The sequence below is a fragment of the Pseudoalteromonas sp. Z9A6 genome (assembly GCF_011378805.1).
GTDB lineage: Bacteria > Pseudomonadota > Gammaproteobacteria > Enterobacterales > Alteromonadaceae > Pseudoalteromonas > Pseudoalteromonas distincta.
The window spans coordinates 1-20,999 of record NZ_WTKZ01000054.1 but is presented as its reverse complement, the minus strand read 5'-3'; the positions used below and the strand labels follow the sequence as shown (position 1 = coordinate 20,999).

The 20,999-nt window shown below is 39.0% G+C and carries 19 protein-coding genes; 10 read left to right on the top strand and 9 right to left on the bottom strand.

Annotated features, from left to right (window positions below; translation table 11 throughout):
• Positions 1–41 precede the first annotated feature (41 nt).
• On the bottom strand, positions 42–1,145 hold the full coding sequence (locus GQR53_RS16460) for a phosphoribosylaminoimidazolesuccinocarboxamide synthase (RefSeq protein ID WP_004335513.1): 1,104 nt from the start codon (positions 1,143–1,145) through the stop codon (positions 42–44).
• A 178-nt stretch (positions 1,146–1,323) separates the two neighbouring features.
• On the opposite strand from GQR53_RS16460, the gene GQR53_RS16455 reads away from it, so the two are divergent.
• From GQR53_RS16455 to GQR53_RS16440, 4 genes are read left to right on the top strand one after another with little or no spacing between them, the layout of a single operon-like run.
• Positions 1,324–2,394, top strand: coding sequence for a CDP-glycerol glycerophosphotransferase family protein (locus tag GQR53_RS16455; RefSeq protein WP_206013341.1), 1,071 nt, complete (start codon positions 1,324–1,326; stop codon positions 2,392–2,394).
• Between the two features lie 7 nt (positions 2,395–2,401).
• Positions 2,402–3,100, top strand: coding sequence for an ABC transporter ATP-binding protein (locus GQR53_RS16450; protein WP_165744548.1), 699 nt, complete (start codon positions 2,402–2,404; stop codon positions 3,098–3,100).
• Complete coding sequence (locus GQR53_RS16445; RefSeq protein ID WP_165744547.1) at positions 3,097–4,368, top strand: ABC transporter permease; 1,272 nt, start codon at positions 3,097–3,099, stop codon at positions 4,366–4,368. The genes GQR53_RS16450 and GQR53_RS16445 overlap by 4 nt, the downstream gene beginning before the upstream one ends.
• A 14-nt stretch (positions 4,369–4,382) precedes the next feature.
• Positions 4,383–4,883, top strand: a complete 501-nt coding sequence (locus GQR53_RS16440) for a DUF3299 domain-containing protein (protein WP_004335523.1) — start codon at positions 4,383–4,385, stop codon at positions 4,881–4,883.
• Positions 4,884–4,952: 69 nt separating this feature from the next.
• On the opposite strand, the gene mutM is transcribed toward GQR53_RS16440, so the two are convergent.
• Positions 4,953–5,762 carry a bifunctional DNA-formamidopyrimidine glycosylase/DNA-(apurinic or apyrimidinic site) lyase gene (gene mutM / locus GQR53_RS16435; protein ID WP_165744546.1) on the bottom strand — a complete coding sequence of 270 codons (810 nt, stop codon included), beginning with the start codon at positions 5,760–5,762 and terminating at the stop codon, positions 4,953–4,955.
• The gene (locus GQR53_RS16430; protein ID WP_004335529.1) at positions 5,762–6,277 is read right to left on the bottom strand and encodes a hypothetical protein; all 516 of its coding nucleotides are present in this window, start codon (positions 6,275–6,277) and stop codon (positions 5,762–5,764) included. Before GQR53_RS16430 ends, mutM begins: the two co-directional genes overlap by 1 nt.
• Positions 6,278–6,395: 118 nt before the next feature.
• Here GQR53_RS16430 and GQR53_RS16425 point away from each other — a divergent pair, with 118 nt between their 5' ends.
• On the top strand, positions 6,396–7,322 hold the full coding sequence (locus tag GQR53_RS16425) for a manganese-dependent inorganic pyrophosphatase (protein ID WP_004335532.1): 927 nt from the start codon (positions 6,396–6,398) through the stop codon (positions 7,320–7,322).
• Positions 7,323–7,615: 293 nt separating this feature from the next.
• Here GQR53_RS16425 and rpmG read toward each other — a convergent pair whose 3' ends face one another.
• The 3 genes from rpmG to radC all read right to left on the bottom strand — a co-directional run bounded on the left by rpmG (position 7,616) and on the right by radC (position 8,968).
• On the bottom strand, positions 7,616–7,771 hold the full coding sequence (rpmG, locus tag GQR53_RS16420) for a 50S ribosomal protein L33 (protein ID WP_004335545.1): 156 nt from the start codon (positions 7,769–7,771) through the stop codon (positions 7,616–7,618).
• Between the two features lie 11 nt (positions 7,772–7,782).
• Positions 7,783–8,019 carry a 50S ribosomal protein L28 gene (gene rpmB / locus GQR53_RS16415; protein WP_004335549.1) on the bottom strand — a complete coding sequence of 79 codons (237 nt, stop codon included), beginning with the start codon at positions 8,017–8,019 and terminating at the stop codon, positions 7,783–7,785.
• 274 nt (positions 8,020–8,293) lie between these two features.
• Positions 8,294–8,968: a DNA repair protein RadC gene (gene radC / locus GQR53_RS16410; protein WP_007581936.1), complete on the bottom strand. Its 675-nt coding sequence runs from the start codon at positions 8,966–8,968 to the stop codon at positions 8,294–8,296.
• Positions 8,969–9,112: 144 nt separating this feature from the next.
• Between radC and coaBC the strand changes: the two genes are divergently transcribed.
• The 4 genes from coaBC (at position 9,113) to GQR53_RS16390 (ending at position 15,269) form a co-directional block, all read left to right on the top strand.
• On the top strand, positions 9,113–10,306 hold the full coding sequence (gene coaBC / locus GQR53_RS16405; protein WP_165744545.1) for a bifunctional phosphopantothenoylcysteine decarboxylase/phosphopantothenate--cysteine ligase CoaBC: 1,194 nt from the start codon (positions 9,113–9,115) through the stop codon (positions 10,304–10,306).
• Positions 10,307–10,417: 111 nt separating this feature from the next.
• Positions 10,418–11,005 (top strand): nucleoid occlusion factor SlmA, encoded by a 588-nt coding sequence (gene slmA / locus GQR53_RS16400; RefSeq protein WP_004335558.1) that lies wholly within the window; start codon positions 10,418–10,420, stop codon positions 11,003–11,005.
• Between the two features lie 140 nt (positions 11,006–11,145).
• Positions 11,146–13,914 carry a prolyl oligopeptidase family serine peptidase gene (locus GQR53_RS16395; RefSeq protein ID WP_165744544.1) on the top strand — a complete coding sequence of 923 codons (2,769 nt, stop codon included), beginning with the start codon at positions 11,146–11,148 and terminating at the stop codon, positions 13,912–13,914.
• 251 nt (positions 13,915–14,165) lie between these two features.
• A complete protein-coding gene (locus tag GQR53_RS16390; RefSeq protein ID WP_165744543.1) occupies positions 14,166–15,269 on the top strand; it encodes a GGDEF domain-containing protein in 1,104 nt (367 codons plus the stop codon).
• Between the two features lie 2 nt (positions 15,270–15,271).
• Here GQR53_RS16390 and GQR53_RS16385 read toward each other — a convergent pair whose 3' ends face one another.
• Positions 15,272–16,456 carry an NAD(P)/FAD-dependent oxidoreductase gene (locus GQR53_RS16385; RefSeq protein WP_039488280.1) on the bottom strand — a complete coding sequence of 395 codons (1,185 nt, stop codon included), beginning with the start codon at positions 16,454–16,456 and terminating at the stop codon, positions 15,272–15,274.
• A gap of 327 nt (positions 16,457–16,783) precedes the next feature.
• Between GQR53_RS16385 and GQR53_RS16380 the strand changes: the two genes are divergently transcribed.
• Entirely contained in the window at positions 16,784–18,910 is a 2,127-nt protein-coding gene (locus GQR53_RS16380) for a S8 family peptidase (RefSeq protein ID WP_002957741.1), read from the top strand.
• 105 nt (positions 18,911–19,015) lie between these two features.
• On the opposite strand, the gene GQR53_RS16375 is transcribed toward GQR53_RS16380, so the two are convergent.
• A complete protein-coding gene (locus GQR53_RS16375; protein WP_024594812.1) occupies positions 19,016–19,489 on the bottom strand; it encodes a peroxiredoxin in 474 nt (157 codons plus the stop codon).
• A 130-nt stretch (positions 19,490–19,619) separates the two neighbouring features.
• The gene (gene galU, locus GQR53_RS16370; RefSeq protein WP_165744542.1) at positions 19,620–20,504 is read right to left on the bottom strand and encodes a UTP--glucose-1-phosphate uridylyltransferase GalU; all 885 of its coding nucleotides are present in this window, start codon (positions 20,502–20,504) and stop codon (positions 19,620–19,622) included.
• Positions 20,505–20,999 lie beyond the last annotated feature (495 nt).

Here is a 20,999-nt window from a genome sequence, read left to right as displayed (position 1 = left end):
ATAAAGATTTAGTTACTGGCTTTATTAGCACTTAAGTGCTGTTATTTAACAATTAATCCGTAATCGTTATCTAAAATAGTAATAACTTCTTGACGAGGATCTTCAGGGATCACTATATCTCTGCCAACAATTTTACTCGCTATGCCAACATAGGTATTTGACACTTCAAGCATTACTGATTCTGGTAAAATATAATCTTTAGCTAATTGCTCACGCTCACTCATGCGATCTTTATTTAATAATACGTCGCTCTCTGGCACATTATTAATAAGTAATTGGCGAAAGCCTTCTTTAGAATTTTCAACAATTTTACCGTCTTTGTAAGCAGCTTCATCCCAAATACGTGATGAATCAGGCGTGCCTACTTCATCAATATATATAAGCTGTTGCGCGCCATTTAAATCCTCTACATAACCAAACTCAAATTTAGTATCTACAAAAATTTGGTCAAGCTTCGCTAGTTCATCACTAATTAATTTAAAACCTTCAACTAACAGTTTTTCGTATTTGGTTACATCATCTGCCGATTTAAAGTTAAATACGTCTAAGTTATTAGTAATGTTAGCGCGAGTAATATTTACATCATCAACTGGCGGAATATCAGCAACGCCTTCAATAATACCTTTTGTTGATGGCGTAATTAAAACGTTATCAAGCTTTTGGTTCGCTTTTAAACCCTCTGGTAATTCAATACCACAAAAGTTACGTATGCCTTTAGCGTAATCGCGCCACATGCTACCCGTAATATATTGGCGAGCAATTGCCTCTACCTTTACTGTACTGGCTTTGCGTACAATCCACACATACGGATGCGGAATATCTACAATATGATTGCCCGCAAGACCCGCTTTATCAAATAACTTAAACCAATGGGCTGCCACTGAGTTTAGCGCTATACCTTTACCTGGTACGCCATTTAAACCGTTTTCGCCTTGCCAAATGCAATCAAATGCAGAAATTCGGTCTGAAATAACCATAATAGCAAGCTCAGTACCTGTCGGTACTTGGTAGCCTTTATCTTTAATTAATCGAGCGCTGTCTTCATCAGTTAACCAATAAACTGAACGAACTTTACCGCTGTGTACTTCACCTTTGGTACGAATGGGTAAATCATCGTTTACGTCTAAAACTTTATAGCTAGTCATGCTATCTCCGGGGTTAGGGATGCTCTTTGAGCAAAGTATGGTATGGGGTTATATGGGCTGTATAATAATCTAGCCAACCTCAAAGCTCAATCGGATGCTTAAAACAAATAAAGGCATATATTTATAAGCAAGTCGCAATGGGGTAAACTTAATGTGCTAACCAGCCTGAGGAGATAGCTTGAACTACTTAACTGCCACTAAAAATAAAAAATACTTAATGTATATTTCTCAGAATTATTCATACGCTATCTTGAGACCTTTGCAGGCGCAAATATTGGCACATGGTGGTGAAGTACGCTGGTTTTTAGCGGGTAGCGAAGTAAACCCCGATTTTTTAACCACAGACGAGCCACGTTTACATACCATAAAAGATGTAAAAAGCTGGGCTCCAAACATTACATTTATACCGGGTAATATAGTACCTAGCTTTATTCCAGGTAAAAAAGTAGCTGTATTTCATGGTTTTAATTCTGAAAAGCGCAGCTCTGAAGGTAATCGTGGTCATTTTACTATTCGTGGTTGTTACGATTTATATTGTACGCAAGGCCCAAATACAACAACCCGATTTAAAGAGCTAGCTAAGCAGCATGGTTTCTTTAAAGTAACTGAAACTGGCTGGCCAACACTCGATCCACTTTTTAGTAATACTTCAAATAACCCTTATGTAAGCGACGACCCTCGCCCTACTTTACTTATATGCTCTACTTTCTCACGAAAGCTATCACTTGCTCCTAAATTATATGAGCAAATAAAACATTTTAGTGAACAAGATAAGTGGCGTATTTTGATGCAGTTTCATCCTAAAATGCCTGCCGAATGGGTTAATAAATATAAAGCGCTGAGTAACGAAAATCTAACATTTATTGAAACCGATAACGTTTTGCCGTTACTGCAAGCTGCTGATGTTATGCTGTGCGATACATCGTCAGTTCTTTTAATGTTTTTACTACTACGTAAACCGGTAGTCACGTTTTGTAATCAAAAACCACTTCCTCATTTACTTGATATTACCGACGCAGATGAAGTAGAAGCAGCTATTGAACACGCGCTTACTAAACCTAGTGATTTAATGCAAAATATTGAAAGCTATTGCCAGGAACTTCATCCGTATACCGATGGCCAATCTAGCCAACGCGTATTAAATGCAGCTAATGAATTTTTACAAAGTAACGAAAAACTAAAACCCAAGCCATTAAATATAATAAGACAGCTAAAAATGCGTAAAGATCTAAACTACTGGGGTTGGTAATCGGATAATGATAAACCTGAAAAACGTAACTTTTAAGTGGCATAAAAGCGATAGCTCACCCACGCTCAACATAAAAGAGTTAGTTATAGAAAAAGGTGAGCATATTTTTTTACACGGTCCTAGTGGCTCAGGTAAATCGACCTTATTAGCTATTCTTGCTGGCATTAATACAGCCACCAGCGGTGAGGTATCAATTTTAGACCAAAACCTAACTACATTAAGCAATACCACCCGTGATGTTTTTAGAGCGGATCACATTGGCTACATTTTTCAAAACTTTAACCTGCTTCCTTATTTAACTCCTATTGAAAATATAACGCTTGGGTGTGAGTTTTCAAAAAGCCGAAAACAAACAATATTAAAGAAATCATCAAATAAAAACTCTGCCTTACAAAAAGAAGCGATACGGTTATTAAACGCTTTAGGGCTTACACCGCAGTATCACCATAAAGATGTAGCGACACTGAGTATTGGACAGCAACAGCGCGTTGCTGCCGCTCGCGCATTTATAGGCAGCCCTGAACTAATAATTGCCGATGAGCCCACATCTGCACTCGATACAAATAACCGTGAAAGCTTTATAAAGCTACTGTTTGAACAAGCAAAGTTATCTAATAGTACGCTGGTATTTGTGAGCCACGATGAAACACTAAAGCCATTATTTGACCGCTCCATTGACCTTATAAATTTGCAGGAGCAGGTATGATCATCGCTAAACTTGCTTACAAAAGCTTATTAAATCGCCGCGCAAGTGTACTGCTTACATTATTTACTATCGCAATTAGTGTAATGCTACTTTTGAGTATTGAACGTGTACGAATTGATGCTAAAAGTAGTTTTAGTAATACTATTTCGGGCACTGATTTAATTGTTGGTGCGCGTACCGGCGATATACAGTTGCTGCTTTCGTCAGTATTTAGAATTGGCCATACTAATAACGGCGTAAGTTGGAAAAGTTATGAATACATAACAAGTCAGCGAGGCGTAAAATGGAGCATACCTATAAGCCTAGGCGACAGCCATAAAGGCCAAGCGGTACTAGGCACAACACTTGATTACTTTAGCCATTATCGCTTTGCAAAAAAACAAAATTTAACCTTTAACAAAGGCCACCCTTTTGCCGCAATTAACGAAGTGGTGCTAGGTAGCGAAGTTGCAAATAAACTAGGCTACAAACTTAACGACTCTATTGTTATATCGCATGGTATGGGGAACACGAGTTTTCATCATCATGACGATAACCCATTTAAAGTCGTCGGCATTTTAAACCCAACAGGTACGCCAGTTGATAAAACGCTGCACATTCCTTTGGCTGCAATCGATTTAATTCACGGCGGTAAAGCGAGCCTTGAGCATGAGCATGAGCATGAGCATGAGCATGAGCATGAGCATGACGAACATAACAACCTAGTCGGTCACCCAAAGCAAATTACAGCATTTTTAATGGGATTTAATTCGCCTTTGTACACATTACAAATTAGGCGCAATATAAATCAATATAAGCCAGAAGCCCTGCTTGGCATTATGCCAACCGTAACACTTAAAGAGTTATGGGAAATGCTCGCCATAGTAGAAAAAATACTATTGCTATTCTCAGCTGTTGTCGTGTTAGTAAGCTTACTTGGCATGTTAACAACATTGCTTGCGAACCTGAGTCAGCGTCGTCGCGAACTTGCTATATTGCGCTCAGTAGGCGCTCGCCCTTGGCATTTATTTACACTTATAAGTATTGAGTCATTACTGACAACTTTACTTGGTTGCCTAGTAGGTAGTGCGCTTTATTACTTAGTTATTTTTTCAGCTGGCGGTTACTTACAAAGCCATGCTGGTATAAGCGTAAATATCACAATGCTCTCTTACTATGAACTGGGCTTAATCGGGGTTATTATGGCCGCAGGTTTTATTATTGGCTTAATACCCGCTACTCGCGCTTATTTTTATTCACTCAGCGATGGCATGAGTATAAAAGCATAATTTTTAGGTATTTTATGACATTTTTTAAAACAGCTTTTCAATACATTGCTGCTATTAGCTTATTATTTATAAGCGTAGCGAGCTATGCCAATCCACCAAAAGAAATTTTTTGGGAAGACTTAATTCCCAAAGGTCATATGCAAATAGACACTCAAGCACAAGCTAATCACGAAGGCAGCGATCAAAACTGGGTGCAACCCGATTTAGATGCTCCAGTGGTAAAAGCGCTTGATGGTCAATCGGTAAGTTTGCCAGGTTTTGTTGTGCCACTTGAGGGCGATAGCGAAGTCATTACTGAGTTTTTACTCGTGCCTTATTTTGGCGCCTGTATACACGTACCACCACCACCGCCAAATCAAATAGTCCATGTAACGATTAAAGGTGGTGTGCCTATAGATAGTCTATACGACGCAATCGTTGTAACCGGAATAATAAGCACAGAAACATGGTCGGGCGAAATAGCGCAGGTAGGATATAAAATGAAAGCAGTCGGTGTAGCACCGTTTGAGCTTTAAAATAAGGGGCCCGCTTTTAAAGCTGGCCCTTAAATCTCATTAAATTTAGAGTCGGTAAAATTCAAATAACTACTTTTGGCAATTTGAGCAAAAAATAGTACTGCGTTGCCCTAATCTAATTTCTTCTAATTCGTTTTCGCACGTCATACATGGCTTGCCTTTGCGCCCATATACTAATAACTCTTGAGCAAAATACCCAGGCTTACCATCACTTTGTGCAAAGTCTTTAAGCGTTGTACCACCTTGTGTAATAGCCGCTGCAAGCGTGTCTTTTATAATAGGGATAAGTGCTTGATAACGTTTGAGCGATACTTTTCCCGCTTCTCGCTTTGGATGTATACCCGCTTTAAATAATGATTCATTCGCGTAAATATTACCAACACCAACAACCACTGCGTTATCCATAATAAACTGCTTTACCGGTACTTTTTTATTGCGCGATTGTTCGTACACGCGTTTAGCAAAAAAATCATCGGTAAGCGGCTCAGGACCAAGCTTAGAGAGTAGCTTATGCACCTCACCGGGCTCTTGCCATAAGCAACAACCAAAACGACGAGGATCGTTTAAGCGCAGCGCTTTACCGTTGCCAAAAATAAATTCTACATGGTCGTGCTTTTTTAAAGGCTCACTTTTATCTACAACCCGCAAATTGCCCGACATACCTAAATGTAAAATAGTGCTCCCAAGCTCACAGTGTAAAAGTAAATATTTAGCTCGTCGCTCAATACTAGTAACAGTTAACCCTTCAAGTTGATACACATCATCGGGCACTGGCCAGCGCATACTGGCATTGTAAATATTTACCTTTTTAACAACTTGGTTTTGTACGTGGGGAGTGATGCCCATTCGGCTCACTTCTACCTCTGGTAATTCAGGCATTAATTAGACTCACTTTGTGAAAAATCAAAACTAGGAAATAACTGCTGAGCAGTTTTTAAATCGAGTGCGAGTATTCGCTGGCTTCTCTTTTCGAGTAAATAATATTGTCCATCGCCTTTGTAGAGCAAATAAACCCACGGCATACTTTCGCCAGCTAACTCAAATGTAGCAACGTATAAAGGCGCATTAGGATTAAAAACAACAGACTCATTAACCCCCATTAGCGCCGCGCTTTGCCATTGGTTAACTAAATCACTAAGCTGCTGCTCAGACGCTTTCCAAACGAGCGGTATATCTTTTTGTAGTGGTGTTGTACGCCAACTTGTTCCTATGCGCTCAATTTTTTGATCAACAAATTGCAGTGTCAGTACAAAACTTTGCTGAGGGAGTACAGCTTGTAACGCTGGTTTATCCTCACCTCCTAAAAATTGCTTATGCCAGCCATTTAAAAAGAAGATCATAATCAACATCGAAAATATTATAACGTTGTTCCAACCTTTACGGCCCAGTCGCATATAAATACACCTAGTAAATTCAAGATTTTAAAGTGTAACTAAAACTTAATTGCGCTGTCTATATGTTAAAGGCCGCAGACTTTGTTAGAATATCGGCAAATTTAAAGGAGTTCCGTCAATGTCTATGTATGTAGTGGGCCATAAAATCCCAGATTCAGATTCTATTTGTGGTGCAATTGCACTGGCTTATTTAAAAAACCAAATTGATGAGCCAGCAATTCCAACTCGTCTTGGTGAAGTTTCACCTGAAACTCAATTTATTCTTGATAGATTTGGTTTTGAAGCACCAGAGCTTAAGCTAAGCTACGCTGGTGAAGATGTGTATATTGTAGATCACACAGAAAAAACACAAGCACCTGATGATATCGACCAAGCTCGCGTTGTTGGTGTGGTAGATCACCATAAATTAGGTGACTTAACATCATCGACTCCGCTTGAATGTTGGATTCGTCCTGTTGGTTGTTCAAACACCATTATTAAAATGATGTATGACTTCTACAACGTAGAAATCCCTAAAGACATCGCTGGTATCATGATGTGTGCAATTTTAAGCGACACAGTTATATTTAAATCGCCAACATGTACCACAGCCGATATTAAATGTGTTGAAGCGCTAGCTGAAATTGCAGGCATCGAAGACTTTAAAGAGCTTGGTATGGATATGTTCCGCGTTAAATCTGCGGTAGAAGACACACCAGCACGTGATTTAGTAATGCGTGACTTTAAAGATTTCAACATGAACGGTAACCTAGTAGGCATTGGCCAGCTAGAAGTAATCGACCTTGCTGTTTTTGACGATATTAAAGCAGACCTTGCAGCCGATATTGCTAAGCTAAAAGTTGAGGGCAACCGCCACTCTGTATTTTTACTGCTTACCGATATAATGAAAGAAGGCTCAGAAATGCTAATTGTATCTGACGATGCAAACTTAGTTGAGCAGGCTTACGGTGTAAAACCAGAGAATGATAAAGTATGGTTAGATGGTGTACTGAGCCGTAAAAAGCAAGTAGTACCACCACTACAAGATGCATTCACAAAAATCTAATGATACCAATTTTATTAAAAACATGATTATTTTATCGCATTAAATATGCTTACTCACTGCGTTAAAAATGATTCATATAGAACAACTATATGTCATAATTTTTGCCTTGTTATTGAGCTATTTTCTTAGCGCTATAATAAATCACTAATTTAATGCTATTGGTATAACGTTTTTTGATTTAAAAGCCTTGTTGGTTATGCCAACGAGGTTTTTTTATATCAATTCACTAATCATATTTTTAAAAACAAAAAACCCAGCCTAAGCTGGGTTTTTAAATTCTAAAAGAACTAAAATTACTTAATTTTAGCTTCTTTAAAAAGAACATGTTTACGAATCTTTGGATCAAACTTTTTGATTTCCATCTTCTCAGGCATGTTACGTTTGTTTTTGTCAGTAGTGTAGAAAAAACCAGTACCGGCAGTTGAAACTAAACGGATTTTATCGCGCATGATTCAGATCCTTAAACTTTAACGCCGCGAGCACGGATTTCTGTAAGAACCGTGTCGATGCCTTTTTTATCGATAATACGCATACCTTTAGTAGTAGTGCGTAATGTTACAAAACGTTTTTCACTTTCAACCCAAAAACGGTGTGTTTGTAGGTTAGGTAGGAAACGACGTCTAGTCGCGTTTCTCGCGTGTGAACGGTGATTACCAACCGCAGGACGCTTACCTGTAACTTGACATACTTTAGACATGTCTATATATCTCCAATAACTTCGCTCGAGCTTAATTTAATCTAAGGCCGTGTATTTCCGCCCTAGAGATAAATCGAAGGGCGCTCTTTATACAGCTTTTACAGGCAAAGATCAAACACTGATCTATCCAATCAGCTCATATATGTAAATTTGATAGCGGCTAATTATAAAGATCGAATGCCCTTAGGGAAAGTAAAAACTGCATTTAAATTAAACTAATTTGCCAAAACACGTTAAACAGCTCATTTTTAACACACTTCTGTATCTAACAAAGCTAAATCAAGCCTCGCTCGGCAAACGAAACACAGGTTTCTCCACCAACAATGATGTGATCGAGCACACTTATGTCGACCAATTGCAGTGCTTGCTGCAATTTATTAGTAATAAGTTTGTCTGCTTGGCTCGGTTCTGCAATACCACTTGGGTGATTATGCGCAAAAATAACGGCGGCTGCATTATTTTTAAGAGCAGCCTTAACCACTTCACGCGGATAAACGCTGGCAGAATTAATTGTGCCATAAAAAAGTATTTCGTCTTTTACTAATCTATTTTGGCTATCTAGGTATAACACCATAAATACTTCTTGTTGCAAGCCTCGCATTTGAATTGTTAGGTAATCGTAAACTGAGTTTGGCGAATTAAACACGGCGTCTCGTTGGCAACGCTCCTGCATATAACGCTGGCTTAGCTCTAACACAGCTTGTAGCTGAACATACTTAGCGGTCCCTAGACCCTTTTGAGAGCAAAATTCCTCAATGCTGGCATTAAACAAATTATGAAGTGTTTTATTCTCGTTTAATAAATGCTGAGCCAACTCAATTACATTCATTCCTGGTAACCCTGTTCGTAAAAATATGGCAAGAAGCTCTGCGTCAGTCAACGCCTTAGCCCCCTTTGCTATGAGCTTTTCACGAGGTCGAAGTGAGTTTGGTAGTGAAGTAAGTTGCATTATTCATCCTTGAGAGGCGAAAGTGTCTTATAAATGTAATGCAAATTTGAAATTTAGCCTGTTATTTCGAATTAAAAAACTTCGCTGTATGGGTAAAGATTTGTTATTTTAAGCCCAATATTTAATAAAAACTGATGAACATCCATGACTAACTTAACAAACAAAAAAATTGTACTAGGTATTACCGGCGGTATTGCAGCTTATAAATGTGCAGAACTCGTTAGGCGATTAAAAGACTCTGGTTGTGAAGTAAAAGTAGTTATGACTGAATCAGCTAAACACTTTATTACACCACTGACCATGCAAGCCGTTAGTGGAGAAACAGTCTCTGACTCATTACTAGACCCTTCTGCTGAAGCTTCAATGGGGCATATTGAATTTGCAAAATGGGCTGACTTAATTTTAGTTGCTCCAGCGACGTGTAATATTATTGCTAAAATGGCAGCCGGCATTGCTGACGACCTACTAACGACGTTACTGCTAGCAACGCCTGCAAAAGTCGCAGTTGCACCAGCCATGAACCAGCAAATGTATGCACACGCAGCAACACAAGCTAATTTAGCCACATTAAAAGCACGTAACGTACTTATTTGGGGCCCGGGTAAAGGTGAGCAAGCGTGTGGTGATATAGGCGCTGGACGCATGTTAGAGCCTCATGAGCTAGTTGCGCTATGTATAGCAGAAGAGCAACCGCAATTACTTGCAGGAAAAACAATTACAATAACAGCAGGCCCAACGCGTGAGCCTCTCGATCCGGTACGTTTTATATCAAATCACAGCTCTGGAAAAATGGGTTATGCACTGGCAGAAGCCGCTTTGCAATTCGGTGCTAAGGTTAATTTAATTTCGGGCCCTGTCACTATAAAAGCCCCTACTGGCGTAAACCTTATCAATATAGAAAGCGCTGAGGAGCTATTAACTGAGTCACTTACCTATGCACCACAATCTGATGCTTTTATAGGTTGCGCTGCTGTTGCGGATTATCGAGCTGCAAACATTGCGACTCAAAAAATGAAAAAGCAAGGCGACGAACTCACCCTTACGTTAACTAAAAACCCTGACGTAATTGCAGCTATTGCAAACCTTACACAAAACCGCCCCTATACGGTTGGATTTGCCGCCGAAACTCAAAATGTAGAAAGCTATGCTAAAGGTAAACTACAAAATAAAAATCTAGATATGATTTGCGCTAATGACGTATCAAAAAGTGGCTTAGGGTTTAATTCCGATCATAATGCTTTAACACTGTACTGGCACAATGAACAACTAGAATTACCAACAACAAGTAAAATAGAAATAGCTCGCAAGGTGATCGAACAGCTGGCTAAACATCTATAAAAAGGCTGGAAACAAACTGAATAAAACATTAACATACGCCAATCATTTGAACAAAAAATGACTAGGGTTCTTAACTGCGCCACTAAGAATAACTAATAAAAAGGAATGTTCATGCCTGCGACAAAAAGAAGTAATCGCAAAGAGCAAATACTGCAAGCACTCGCACAAATGTTAGAAACTAATTTAGGACAACGCATCACCACAGCAAAACTAGCTGCTGAGGTGGGTGTGTCTGAAGCCGCGCTATACCGTCATTTTCCGAGCAAGGCGCGTATGTTTGAGGGCTTAATTGAGTTTATTGAAGATACCCTTTTATCTCGTATAAATATTATTATTGAAAACGAAAAAGAAAGCCAAACGCGCATTTATAACATTCTATTATTACTTCTAACCTTTGCTGAAAAAAACCCAGGTATTACTCGTATTTTAACGGGCGATGCTCTGCAAGGTGAGCAGGAACGTTTACGCGAACGTGTACAAACCTTGTTTGAAAAACTAGAAACTCAGTTTAAACAAGTGCTTCGTGAGCGCAAATTACGTGAAGGTAAAAATTTTCAAAGTGATGAGCTTACACTTGCAAACTTTTTACTTGCCTACGTTGAAGGCAAAATGAATCAGTTTGTACGTAGCGACTTTAAAGCAAAACCAAGTGTTCAATTTGAAAAACAATGGCTTGAGCTACAAAAAATTTGGCTGTAATGTTTGCTAAATTAATAAATTAAATACTAAAAAACGACCTGCGGGTCGTTTTGTCGTATGTAGCTGCCATTTATCTGATCCGCTCGAATTATGAACCAAACTCGTTACAATGAAACAATGTCATAATACGAGAATCAATAATGAAAACAAAACTCACCTTATTAAGCACGGCACTCTTTGCCAGCTTAACTAGCACCGGCATACACGCCAAAGAATCGCTGCAATTTAAAGACGTATTTAGTTTTAAATCAGCTAAAAGCACGCAACTATCTGACAATGGTCAAGTACTCACTTTTAGTGCAACGCCGTATCGTGGAAATGCAACTGGTCAAGTTTACTCACTACAAAGCAATACACTCATCGCAGAAATAGAACGCGGCACTAAGCCTCATATTAATAAAGCCGCTAACTGGGTCGCTTTTACACAAGTACCTACCTTACTTGAAAAAGAAACAACCAAAAAAAAAGACACACTTAAAAACAATCTGGTACTCGTAAACACACAATCAGGTGCCCAACAAAGCTTTGCTGATGTAAAAGATTACACGTTATCTGATGACGGTATGTGGCTTGCTTATCGTTTAAATAAAAAAGACGATGACGCAAAAGTAGAAGATAAAACCGATAGCACTAAAAACGAAGAAGACAACGCCATCACGCCCGATAAAAAAGATAAGAGCTATGCGCTTGTTATCGTAAATTTATCTGATAAACGCACTCATACAATAGAAAACGTATTTAGCTACGCTATTAACTCAGCTAACAGCCAGCTATTAGTGAGTCAAAGTTACAGCGATGGTAATAACAACCAAATAGCGTTAATTGAGCTCAGTGACTTTAATAGCAGCGTATTAATTGATGAACCGGGCGTAATCGCAAATAAAATAGCGTGGCACCCCACTGACAATATTGCAGCGTTTACATTGGGTAACTATGTAAATGATGACACCCGCCGTCGAAACTACACTTTACAGCTATATAAAAACGAGAAGCTCTCAACTATAGATTCACCTAATAAAACATGGACGTTAGGTAAAACAGCTTCCCTTAAATGGTCAGAAAATGGCGAGCGCTTATATTTTGAAAACCATCCAAAATTAGCAGCTAAAGTAAAAGCCAAAGAATATACCGACGAAGCCTCACTATACGATTTTGACACCATTCGTGAACACAAAGGTCTTAATGTATGGCACAACAACGATGCGCAAATAAAACCACGTGAAGAGCAGCAATGGAACGAGGTTAATAAAAATCGCCATTACAGTGCGGTGTATCACTTTAACTCGCAAAAAGTTGCGCAACTTAGTACACCAAACATGCCTGAGGTTGCACTAAACCCTCAGCGAGATGTGTCTTTACTTGGCTCATCTAACATCCCCTACCTAGAAAAAATAATGTACGGCGGTTTTTTTGCTGATTACTTTGCAGTAAATATAAACACCGGTACACAAACTCCAATTATTAGTAACTACCCGTTTAAACCGAGCCTTGCACCTAATGGTGAGTTTGCAGCTTATTTTAGCGATAGCCAAATACAGTTAAAAGATTTAAAAAATAATAAAGTAACACCGCTTACAAAAGTGATTCAGGCAACCTTTGCTGATGATAAACACGACTACCCATCTGCTCAACCTGGTTATGGTTTTGCTGGTTGGATGACCGATAGCAGCCAAGTACTTGCTTATAGTAAATACGATATTTGGGCGTTTGATGTAAAAACGCAGCAAGCTAAACGCCTAACTAATGGTAAGCAAAGTAATACGCAGTACCGTGTTATTAAGCTTGATAAAACCCAAGTGGGCTTTAAAAAAGGCGATACATTACTTGTCTCTGCTATTAACTTACAAACTAAACAAAGCGAAGTTGCAAAGCTCGACTTAACCACTAACACAATAACTAAGGTGCTTAGCGATAATAAACGCTTTGATATGGTTAAAAAAGCCAAAAAGGCTGACAAGTACTTATTTACCTCGCAAACTTATAGCCAATTTCCTGATTACTACCAAACAGATTTTAGCTTTAGCGCACCAAAAAAAGTGACCACGCTAAACCCACAAATTAGTAATTTTGCCTGGGGCGAAAAGCCAGAACTAATAAGCTATAAAGGCTTTGACGGCGAAGATTTACAAGGCGTACTAATAAAACCAGCGGGATATAAAAAAGGCGATAAAGTACCTGTGGTTGTGTATTTTTATCGTTACATGAGTCAGCGCATGTTTGATTTTCCAAAAATGGAATTAAACCATCGCCCTAATTTCCCTATGTTTACCTCAAACGGTTATGCGGTATTTTTACCTGACATTCGTTTTGAAATAGGTCACCCGGGTAAATCGTCAACGCAAACCATGATAAACGCCACCCAAAAATTAATAGATTTAGGCATAGCCGACCCAGATAAAATAGGCTTACAAGGTCACTCTTGGGCAGGCTATCAAAGTGCGTTTATGATAACCCAAACAGATATGTTTAAAGCGGTTGTATCTGGCGCGCCAGTATCAAACATGACAAGTGCTTACAGTGGCATACGTTTAAAATCAGGTCTTGCTCGTCAGTTTCAATACGAAACAGGGCAAAGCCGTATAGGTAAAAACTTATTTGAAGCACCAGAACTTTACATAGAAAACTCACCGGTGTTTTTTTCAGATAAAGTAAATACCCCTATTTTAATTATGTTTGGCGATAAAGACGATGCAGTGCCTTGGCACGAAGGCGTGCAGTACTACTTAGCACTTCGCCGCGCTGGTAAAGATGCAACCTTTTTACAATACGAAGGTGAACCACACCACTTGAAAAAGTTTCCTAATCAGGTCGATTTTTCAGTACGTATGATGCAGTACTTTGATCATTACTTAAAAGGCAAACCAGCTGCAAAGTGGATGACACAAGGCGAAGCATTTATAGAGGAATAGATATAGCATTTATTCAGAGCTCTACGTAAGCGATAACGGCGAGCTCTGCGTCAATTAAATCAAGGCGAGGCATATTACATTTAAGTAATCAGTCACTACCTAGTCCTTCATACCTTTGAAAAATGCTGTAATGATCTTTAAACTTTTATAAACACCACCGTATATAAGCGTTTTAATCAAAGTAAAAAACTATAATAAAAGCCTAATATAAGTAATAATCACTAAATTCAGAGGTTAAAGAGTCGTTCATTATGCTAGGTTTTTGGTACAAAGAGTTTCCACAATACCCAAAAGACCATAAGGATTTTTGGCGTACTCGCTTAATAGCACACTCTTTACTAATAACTACATGTTACTTTTTAGTTTTAACACTCCTCAATCTTTTTTATTTTAAAAGCTATGACATTGCTTTAATTGATGCCTTAGGACTTACTATATCGTTAGGTATTTATACTTGGTTTAATAAAACAGCCAACGTAAATGCAGCAGCGTGGGCTGTTACCCTTATGGTCGTTAGCTTAATTATGATGTTTGTGGTTTCTGTAGGTGGGCATGCGCATTCTTTATTTTGGGCGACGTTAATCCCGCCTTTTAGCTTTTTTTTAGTTGGAAGAAACTGGGGAAGCCTATTTAGTGCAGTCGCCTTTACTATTTGTGCGTATCTTGTGTATTTACAACAACAGCAAACCGTAACAATTGGCTTAGGCTCTTTATTTAATCTTATAGAGGTAAGTCTTGCTCATATTTTAATTTTTAGATTTTACGAAAAAACACGGTTTTCGGCATACACTCGATTATCTATCCGTAACTTAGAAATTCAACACTTAGCAGAAACCGATAAGTTAACGGGGCTTTATAACAGGCAAAAATTTGATTTTGAATTATCACAGTTAATTGCTAAAAACGACGTTTTTAAAACCCCGCATTGCTTACTTATTTGCGATATAGACCACTTCAAAAATATAAACGATACCTACGGGCATTTAGTTGGCGATAACGTACTCACTGAGTTTTCTAAAATATTAAAAATGCGTATGGGAAATGATGCACTTATTGCGCGATGGGGCGGAGAAGAATTCACGATTATTTTATCGAACACCTCTTTAAATGATAGCGCTAAAAAAGCTGATGACCTGAGAAAATATATTGCCGAAAACACCATTACAAATATAGCATTTACTATAAGTATTGGGTTAGCAACGATACAAAAAGACGATACAGTGCTAAAACTATTGGAGCGGGCTGATACAGCGCTATATAAGGCTAAAAATAATGGACGCAATAAAGTATGTGTTAGCGATAACGATTCAACCGTTATCGCTCAATCAACTTACTTAAATGGGTCTATAGCCTAAGCTTAAGCGTACTGCCCACAAGCAAATCCACAGCTCCAAGCATACTGGAAATTGTAGCCCCCAAGCCAGCCCGTTACATCGGTTACTTCACCTATAAAATATAAGCCTTTAGCTTTTTTAGCTTCAAAGGTTTTTGAGCTCAACTCGTCGGTATCTACACCGCCCAATGTTACTTCTGCTGTTCTATAACCTTCTGTGCCATTGGGTTTAATTTGCCACGCATGAATGTAATTTACTAACTCATCTATTTGGGCATGTGTAAGCTGATTAATATTACAATCTGGTATCGCTTTGCTTTCATGCAGTATTTCTATAAAGCGTTTAGGTAAAATAGTCGAAAGGCTGTTTTTTAACGACTTTTGGGCTTGTGTTTCACGCCAATCAGCAAGTTGTTGCCTTAAATCAATTTCAGGTAGCAGGTTTATAGTGACAGCCTGCCCTGCTCGCCAAAATGAGCTTATTTGCAATATTGCAGGGCCCGATAACCCTCGGTGAGTAAAGAGGATATTTTCTTTAAATACGGTGCCGTCTTCGCTTGAAACTTCACATGGAATACTAATTCCCGAAAGCCCTTCAAAACGCTCTTTATCGTGCTGATGCAGAGTAAACGGCACAAGTGCAGCCATAGTTGGTAACACGCTTAAGCCAAACTGCTCTGCAATTTTATAACCTATTGGTGTAGCCCCTAGTTTTGGCATAGTTAAGCCACCTGATGCTATAACTAACGACTCACAGCTTAAGGTTTCTTGCTCTGTGGTAACGCTATAGCCGGTTTCGGTTTTTGATACGCTGATCACTTCACTGCGTAGTTTTATATTTACCCCGGCCCACTCACATTCGGTCAGTAAAATATCAACAATGTCTTGTGCATTGTTATCGCAAAAAAGCTGACCTAGTGTTTTATGGTGATACGCCAAGCCATGTCTGTCTACCAGCTCAATAAAGTCATGCTGTGTATAGCGACTTAAACATGATTTAACAAAATGAGCATTTGCGCATAAGTAGTTATCAGGGGTTGCGTTTTCATTTGTAAAATTGCAACGCCCACCACCACTTATTAAAATTTTACGACCTGGTTTTTTCCCCATATCAAGTACTGTAACGCTTCGGCCACGGTATCCAGCTTGCGCTGCACACATTAATCCTGCTGCTCCCGCACCTATTACAATTACATCTACTTGACTCATTATTTTACCCTACTAAGAAATTTTTCCGATTATAGCAAAGTTTGATAGCTAACAACGTAGCATTTAAATTATTAGCAATAACACAACAAAAACGCATCAGTAATAAGTCGGGAATAATTACCCGCACAAAAAACCAACCCTTTATGCTTATTTTTAATTTATATGACAACACTAAACAACGAGTAAACCGCTAAAAACCTGAGTTATAACTAAATGAAAGAGGTACATAATAAATTGATATTTTAACCCAGTTAACAGATCCTTTACTTTCGTTCCCACATCGTGATCTTACATCACGAAATAATAAATAAAAATCTAGGGATAATTATGACAACAAGTAAAACTTTTAAAAGATGCGCAATTGCAATTACAGTTAGTACGCTTTTTGCTGCAACATCTGGCATGGCTCAATCAGTTTCAAGTTCAATGGCTGAAACATCGGCTAAACTACAAAGCCAAGGCGGTTTCGAAACTCAGTTCATTATTAAATATAAAAATAATAACGAAATGGCGAGCCTCTCAACTGCAGACGCAAGCCCAGCTAGCATGAAAAAGCGCGCACAAAGCTTTGTTAAAAACTTCGCTTCTAAAAAAGGCAAAGTAAAAGCAAAATACGTTCGTGCAATGGCACTTAATAATCATCACGTAATGCGTGCTGATAAAAAATTAAGTGCGGCAGAAGCTCAAGAGTTTATGCAAGAAATGGTTGATTCTGGCAATGTGGAATACATTGAAGTGGATCAAATGTTAAAGCCGTTTTCAACTCCTAACGATCCACGTTTTGATGACCAATGGCACTACTACGAGCAAGCCGGTGGTTTAAACTTACCGACCGCATGGGATACCGCAACGGGTAGCGGTGTAGTTGTAGCTGTACTAGATACGGGCTACCGCCCTCATGCTGATTTAAACGCTAATATTTTACCGGGTTACGATATGATCTCTAACCTTTCGGTAGCTAATGACGGTGGTGGTCGCGATAGCGATGCACGTGATCCTGGTGATGCAGTTGCTGCGAATGAATGTGGCACTAACGGTGCACAAAACTCTAGCTGGCATGGCACGCACGTAGCCGGCACAGTTGCTGCTGTAACCAATAACGGTGAAGGTGTTGCGGGCGTAGCTTATAACGCAAAAGTAGTGCCTGTTCGTGTACTCGGTAAGTGTGGTGGTTTAACCTCTGATATTGCAGACGGTATTATTTGGGCATCTGGTGGAAGTGTTTCAGGTATTCCTGCTAACTCAAACCCTGCTGATGTAATTAATATGAGTTTAGGTGGCAGCGGTTCATGTAGCTCTACAACTCAAAATGCAATTAACACAGCACGTAGTAACGGCACTGTGGTAGTTATTGCTGCAGGTAACGATAACGATAACTCAGCAAACTACAACCCAGGTAACTGTAACGGTGTTGTAAACGTAGCCTCAGTGGGCCGTAATGGCGGCAGAGCTTATTACTCAAACTACGGTAGCAATATTGATGTTGCAGCACCAGGTGGCGCACAAAGCTTTGCAAACGACTCTGAAGGCGTTCTATCAACTTACAATTCAGGTTCGTCTACACCTTCAAGCGACAGCTATGGCTTTTCACAAGGTACATCAATGGCTGCGCCCCACGTAGCAGGTGTTGCGGCACTTATTAAGCAAGCAAAGCCAGATGCAACGCCTGACGAAATAGAAAGTATTTTAAAATCAACTACCCGTTCGTTCCCTGCGACATGTACTAGCTGTGGTACGGGTATTGTTGATGCTGCCGCAGCTGTTGCAGCAGCAAGTGGCGGCACTACTCCACCTACAGGTGGCGATAGCGAGCTTATTAATGGTGAAGCTAAAACAGGTTTAAGTGGGGCTGCAAATGCACAAGCATTTTACACGATGACAGTTCCAAGCGGTGCAACTAACGTAACATTCACTATGAGTGGTGGTACTGGCGATGCTGATTTATACGTACGTGCAGGCAGTAAACCTACAACTACTACCTATGATTGTCGTCCATATAAAGGCGGTAATAGTGAAGAGTGTTCTATTGATAACCCTACTGCGGGAACTTACCACGTAATGCTTAACGGCTACTCTGCGTATTCAGCTGTTAGCTTGGTAGGTAATATTACTGGTGGTTCATCATCGGGTGGCGGTTCAGGTACTCCACAAGCAGGCGGCGGCACTATAAGCGATGTGTCAGCCAATACTGGGCAGTGGAAACATTACACGTTAGATGTACCAGCTGGAATGAGTACGTTTACAGTAACAACATCGGGTGGCAGTGGCGATGCTGATTTATTTGTAAAATACGGTAGCCAACCAACAGCAAGCTCATACGATTGCCGCCCTTATAAAAATGGCAATGCAGAAACATGTACATTTACTAATCCACAAGCAGGTACTTGGCACTTAAGCGTTAACGCTTATAGCACTTTCTCTGGTTTAACGCTTAGCGGGCAATACCAACCGTAATTTAAAGTTTGAGCCTTTAATAAAAAAACCGATGTTGTTTCCAACATCGGTTTTTCAATAATAACTAGCTGATTAGTTAAAGCTAAAATCTACACTTTATTACTGTTATAGCTTCTCTAGTACTGATTCTGCGCGGCTTACAACAAACTCTTTGTCTTGTTCTACAAATAAACCAGTTACTAGCGCATTTTCAATAATCATAGCGTAACGCGTTGAACGTATACCACCAAAACTAGCAGTATCTTTATCAAGCCCTAACGATTTAGTGAAACTTCCATCGCCATCCCCAAGCATTGTAATTTCTTGCGCGTTTTGTGAGTCACCCCATGCTTTCATAACAAATGCATCATTAACAGATACACAGTAAATAGCATCAACACCTTTTGCTTTAATTTTATCAGCAAGGGTAATAAATTCAGGTAAATGGGCATTTGAACACGTTGGTGTAAACGCACCAGGTACTGCAAATAACACGACTTTTTTACCTTCAAACAATTCTTTATTTGTAAGAGATTGCATACCGTCGTCAGTTAATTGCGTTAACGTCACTGCTGGTAATTCTTGGCCTTGCTCAATCATGGTAATTCCTTGAAAAGATTAATACAGAATAAGTAACAATCGTACTACGTAGCCTACTACTAGGTATAAAAAGTACGGCTAACTTAGTAGCTCAAAATAGCCTACCATAGAACGAAGAATACGCGCTGTATTAAGGTAAATTCAAATCATTTATAAAACTTGAAAAATCATTACCTAGCTTTTCATCTCGCAGACTGTACTCAACAATTGCTTTTAAGTAGCCTAACTTATCTCCACAATCGTGAGAGCGACCACTCATATGAAATGCTTCAACGGTTTCTTGTGCCATTAATGCGTCAATAGAATCTGTAAGTTGTATTTCACCGCCAGCACCTACAGACGTTTTTGCAAGTAGAGGCCAAATATTCTTACTCAGTACATATCGCCCTACAACAGCTAGATTAGAAGGCGCTAAATCTGCATCAGGTTTTTCAACCATTGCTTTAATTGCAGCACTTTTACCTGGCATTAGATCAACACCGTTTATATCAGCAATACCATATTTACTAACGTCTTCTTTAGCTACCGGCTCAAGCATTATTTGGCTTGCTTGAGTTTCTTTAAAGCGTTTAATCATGGCCGCTAAGTTTTCAGTCTCTTGATCCGCAGTATAGGCATCAAGTATCACATCAGGCAGGAGCACAACAAAGTTGTTATCACCAACTATTGGTTTAGCGCATAAAATAGCATGTCCAAGCCCTTTAGCTTCACCTTGGCGTACACTCATAATAGTTACATCATTTGGACAAATAGAGCGAATTTCATCTAATAAAGCTCGTTTAACACGTTTTTCAAGAGTCGCTTCTAGTTCATAACTTGTATCAAAGTGGTTTTCGATTGCATTTTTAGAGCTATGCGTAACTAACACAATATCTTTAATACCAGCGGACACACATTCGCTGACAATATATTGAATTAGAGGCTTATCGACTATTGGGAGCATTTCTTTTGGGATAGCTTTTGTCATAGGGAGCATTCTCGTCCCTAAGCCAGCTACTGGAATTACAGCTTTCATATCTGTCCTTAGTGATTAAGTTTGTAAATAATATCAATTCGCTTAATTAAGTGATCTATTTTGAGGATCGAAAAACGTGTTGATAGCTAGGCAAAAAATTCGCTACTTAGTTGTTCTAAATGAGAATTTTTTAACACAGGTAGCGACACGTTTAGCCCCGCAAAATAATTAAGTATTATTGCGTATTGGTACAAACTAGCAGATACAAAATAGATACCAGCTGAATAAAGTTACCTCTTTTGAAGAAGTAAATTTGAAGCTGTTTATTAAACAGAGACTCTACATTTTTGGTTATTTAAAATGAGCAGGTAAGTTATAAAGTTTATTAATGATTTTGTTGTGAGGTAAGATTACATTAGCTAAACGAAAAAACCTGGGGTTGCTATAAATAACAAACCCAGACCAATAAATTTCTAACTAAAGGTCGCGTTACAAAACCTTTTTATAACCTAGATTCAAATTGTAAGTGCATAACTTGTTTTGGCTAGATTAAGT

Excerpts from the sequence above, each read along its gene's own strand:
- GQR53_RS16460 (WP_004335513.1), bottom strand. The coding sequence starts at position 1,145 with ATGACTAGCTATAAAGTTTTAGACGTAAACGATGATTTACCCATTCGT.
- GQR53_RS16450 (WP_165744548.1), top strand. The coding sequence starts at position 2,402 with ATGATAAACCTGAAAAACGTAACTTTTAAGTGGCATAAAAGCGATAGC.
- GQR53_RS16445 (WP_165744547.1), top strand. The coding sequence starts at position 3,097 with ATGATCATCGCTAAACTTGCTTACAAAAGCTTATTAAATCGCCGCGCA.
- GQR53_RS16440 (WP_004335523.1), top strand. The coding sequence starts at position 4,383 with ATGACATTTTTTAAAACAGCTTTTCAATACATTGCTGCTATTAGCTTA.
- mutM (WP_165744546.1), bottom strand. The coding sequence starts at position 5,762 with ATGCCTGAATTACCAGAGGTAGAAGTGAGCCGAATGGGCATCACTCCC.
- GQR53_RS16430 (WP_004335529.1), bottom strand. The coding sequence starts at position 6,277 with ATGCGACTGGGCCGTAAAGGTTGGAACAACGTTATAATATTTTCGATG.
- GQR53_RS16425 (WP_004335532.1), top strand. The coding sequence starts at position 6,396 with ATGTCTATGTATGTAGTGGGCCATAAAATCCCAGATTCAGATTCTATT.
- rpmG (WP_004335545.1), bottom strand. The coding sequence starts at position 7,771 with ATGCGCGATAAAATCCGTTTAGTTTCAACTGCCGGTACTGGTTTTTTC.
- rpmB (WP_004335549.1), bottom strand. The coding sequence starts at position 8,019 with ATGTCTAAAGTATGTCAAGTTACAGGTAAGCGTCCTGCGGTTGGTAAT.
- radC (WP_007581936.1), bottom strand. The coding sequence starts at position 8,968 with ATGCAACTTACTTCACTACCAAACTCACTTCGACCTCGTGAAAAGCTC.
- coaBC (WP_165744545.1), top strand. The coding sequence starts at position 9,113 with ATGACTAACTTAACAAACAAAAAAATTGTACTAGGTATTACCGGCGGT.
- slmA (WP_004335558.1), top strand. The coding sequence starts at position 10,418 with ATGCCTGCGACAAAAAGAAGTAATCGCAAAGAGCAAATACTGCAAGCA.
- GQR53_RS16395 (WP_165744544.1), top strand. The coding sequence starts at position 11,146 with ATGAAAACAAAACTCACCTTATTAAGCACGGCACTCTTTGCCAGCTTA.
- GQR53_RS16390 (WP_165744543.1), top strand. The coding sequence starts at position 14,166 with ATGCTAGGTTTTTGGTACAAAGAGTTTCCACAATACCCAAAAGACCAT.
- GQR53_RS16385 (WP_039488280.1), bottom strand. The coding sequence starts at position 16,456 with ATGAGTCAAGTAGATGTAATTGTAATAGGTGCGGGAGCAGCAGGATTA.
- GQR53_RS16380 (WP_002957741.1), top strand. The coding sequence starts at position 16,784 with ATGACAACAAGTAAAACTTTTAAAAGATGCGCAATTGCAATTACAGTT.
- GQR53_RS16375 (WP_024594812.1), bottom strand. The coding sequence starts at position 19,489 with ATGATTGAGCAAGGCCAAGAATTACCAGCAGTGACGTTAACGCAATTA.
- galU (WP_165744542.1), bottom strand. The coding sequence starts at position 20,504 with ATGAAAGCTGTAATTCCAGTAGCTGGCTTAGGGACGAGAATGCTCCCT.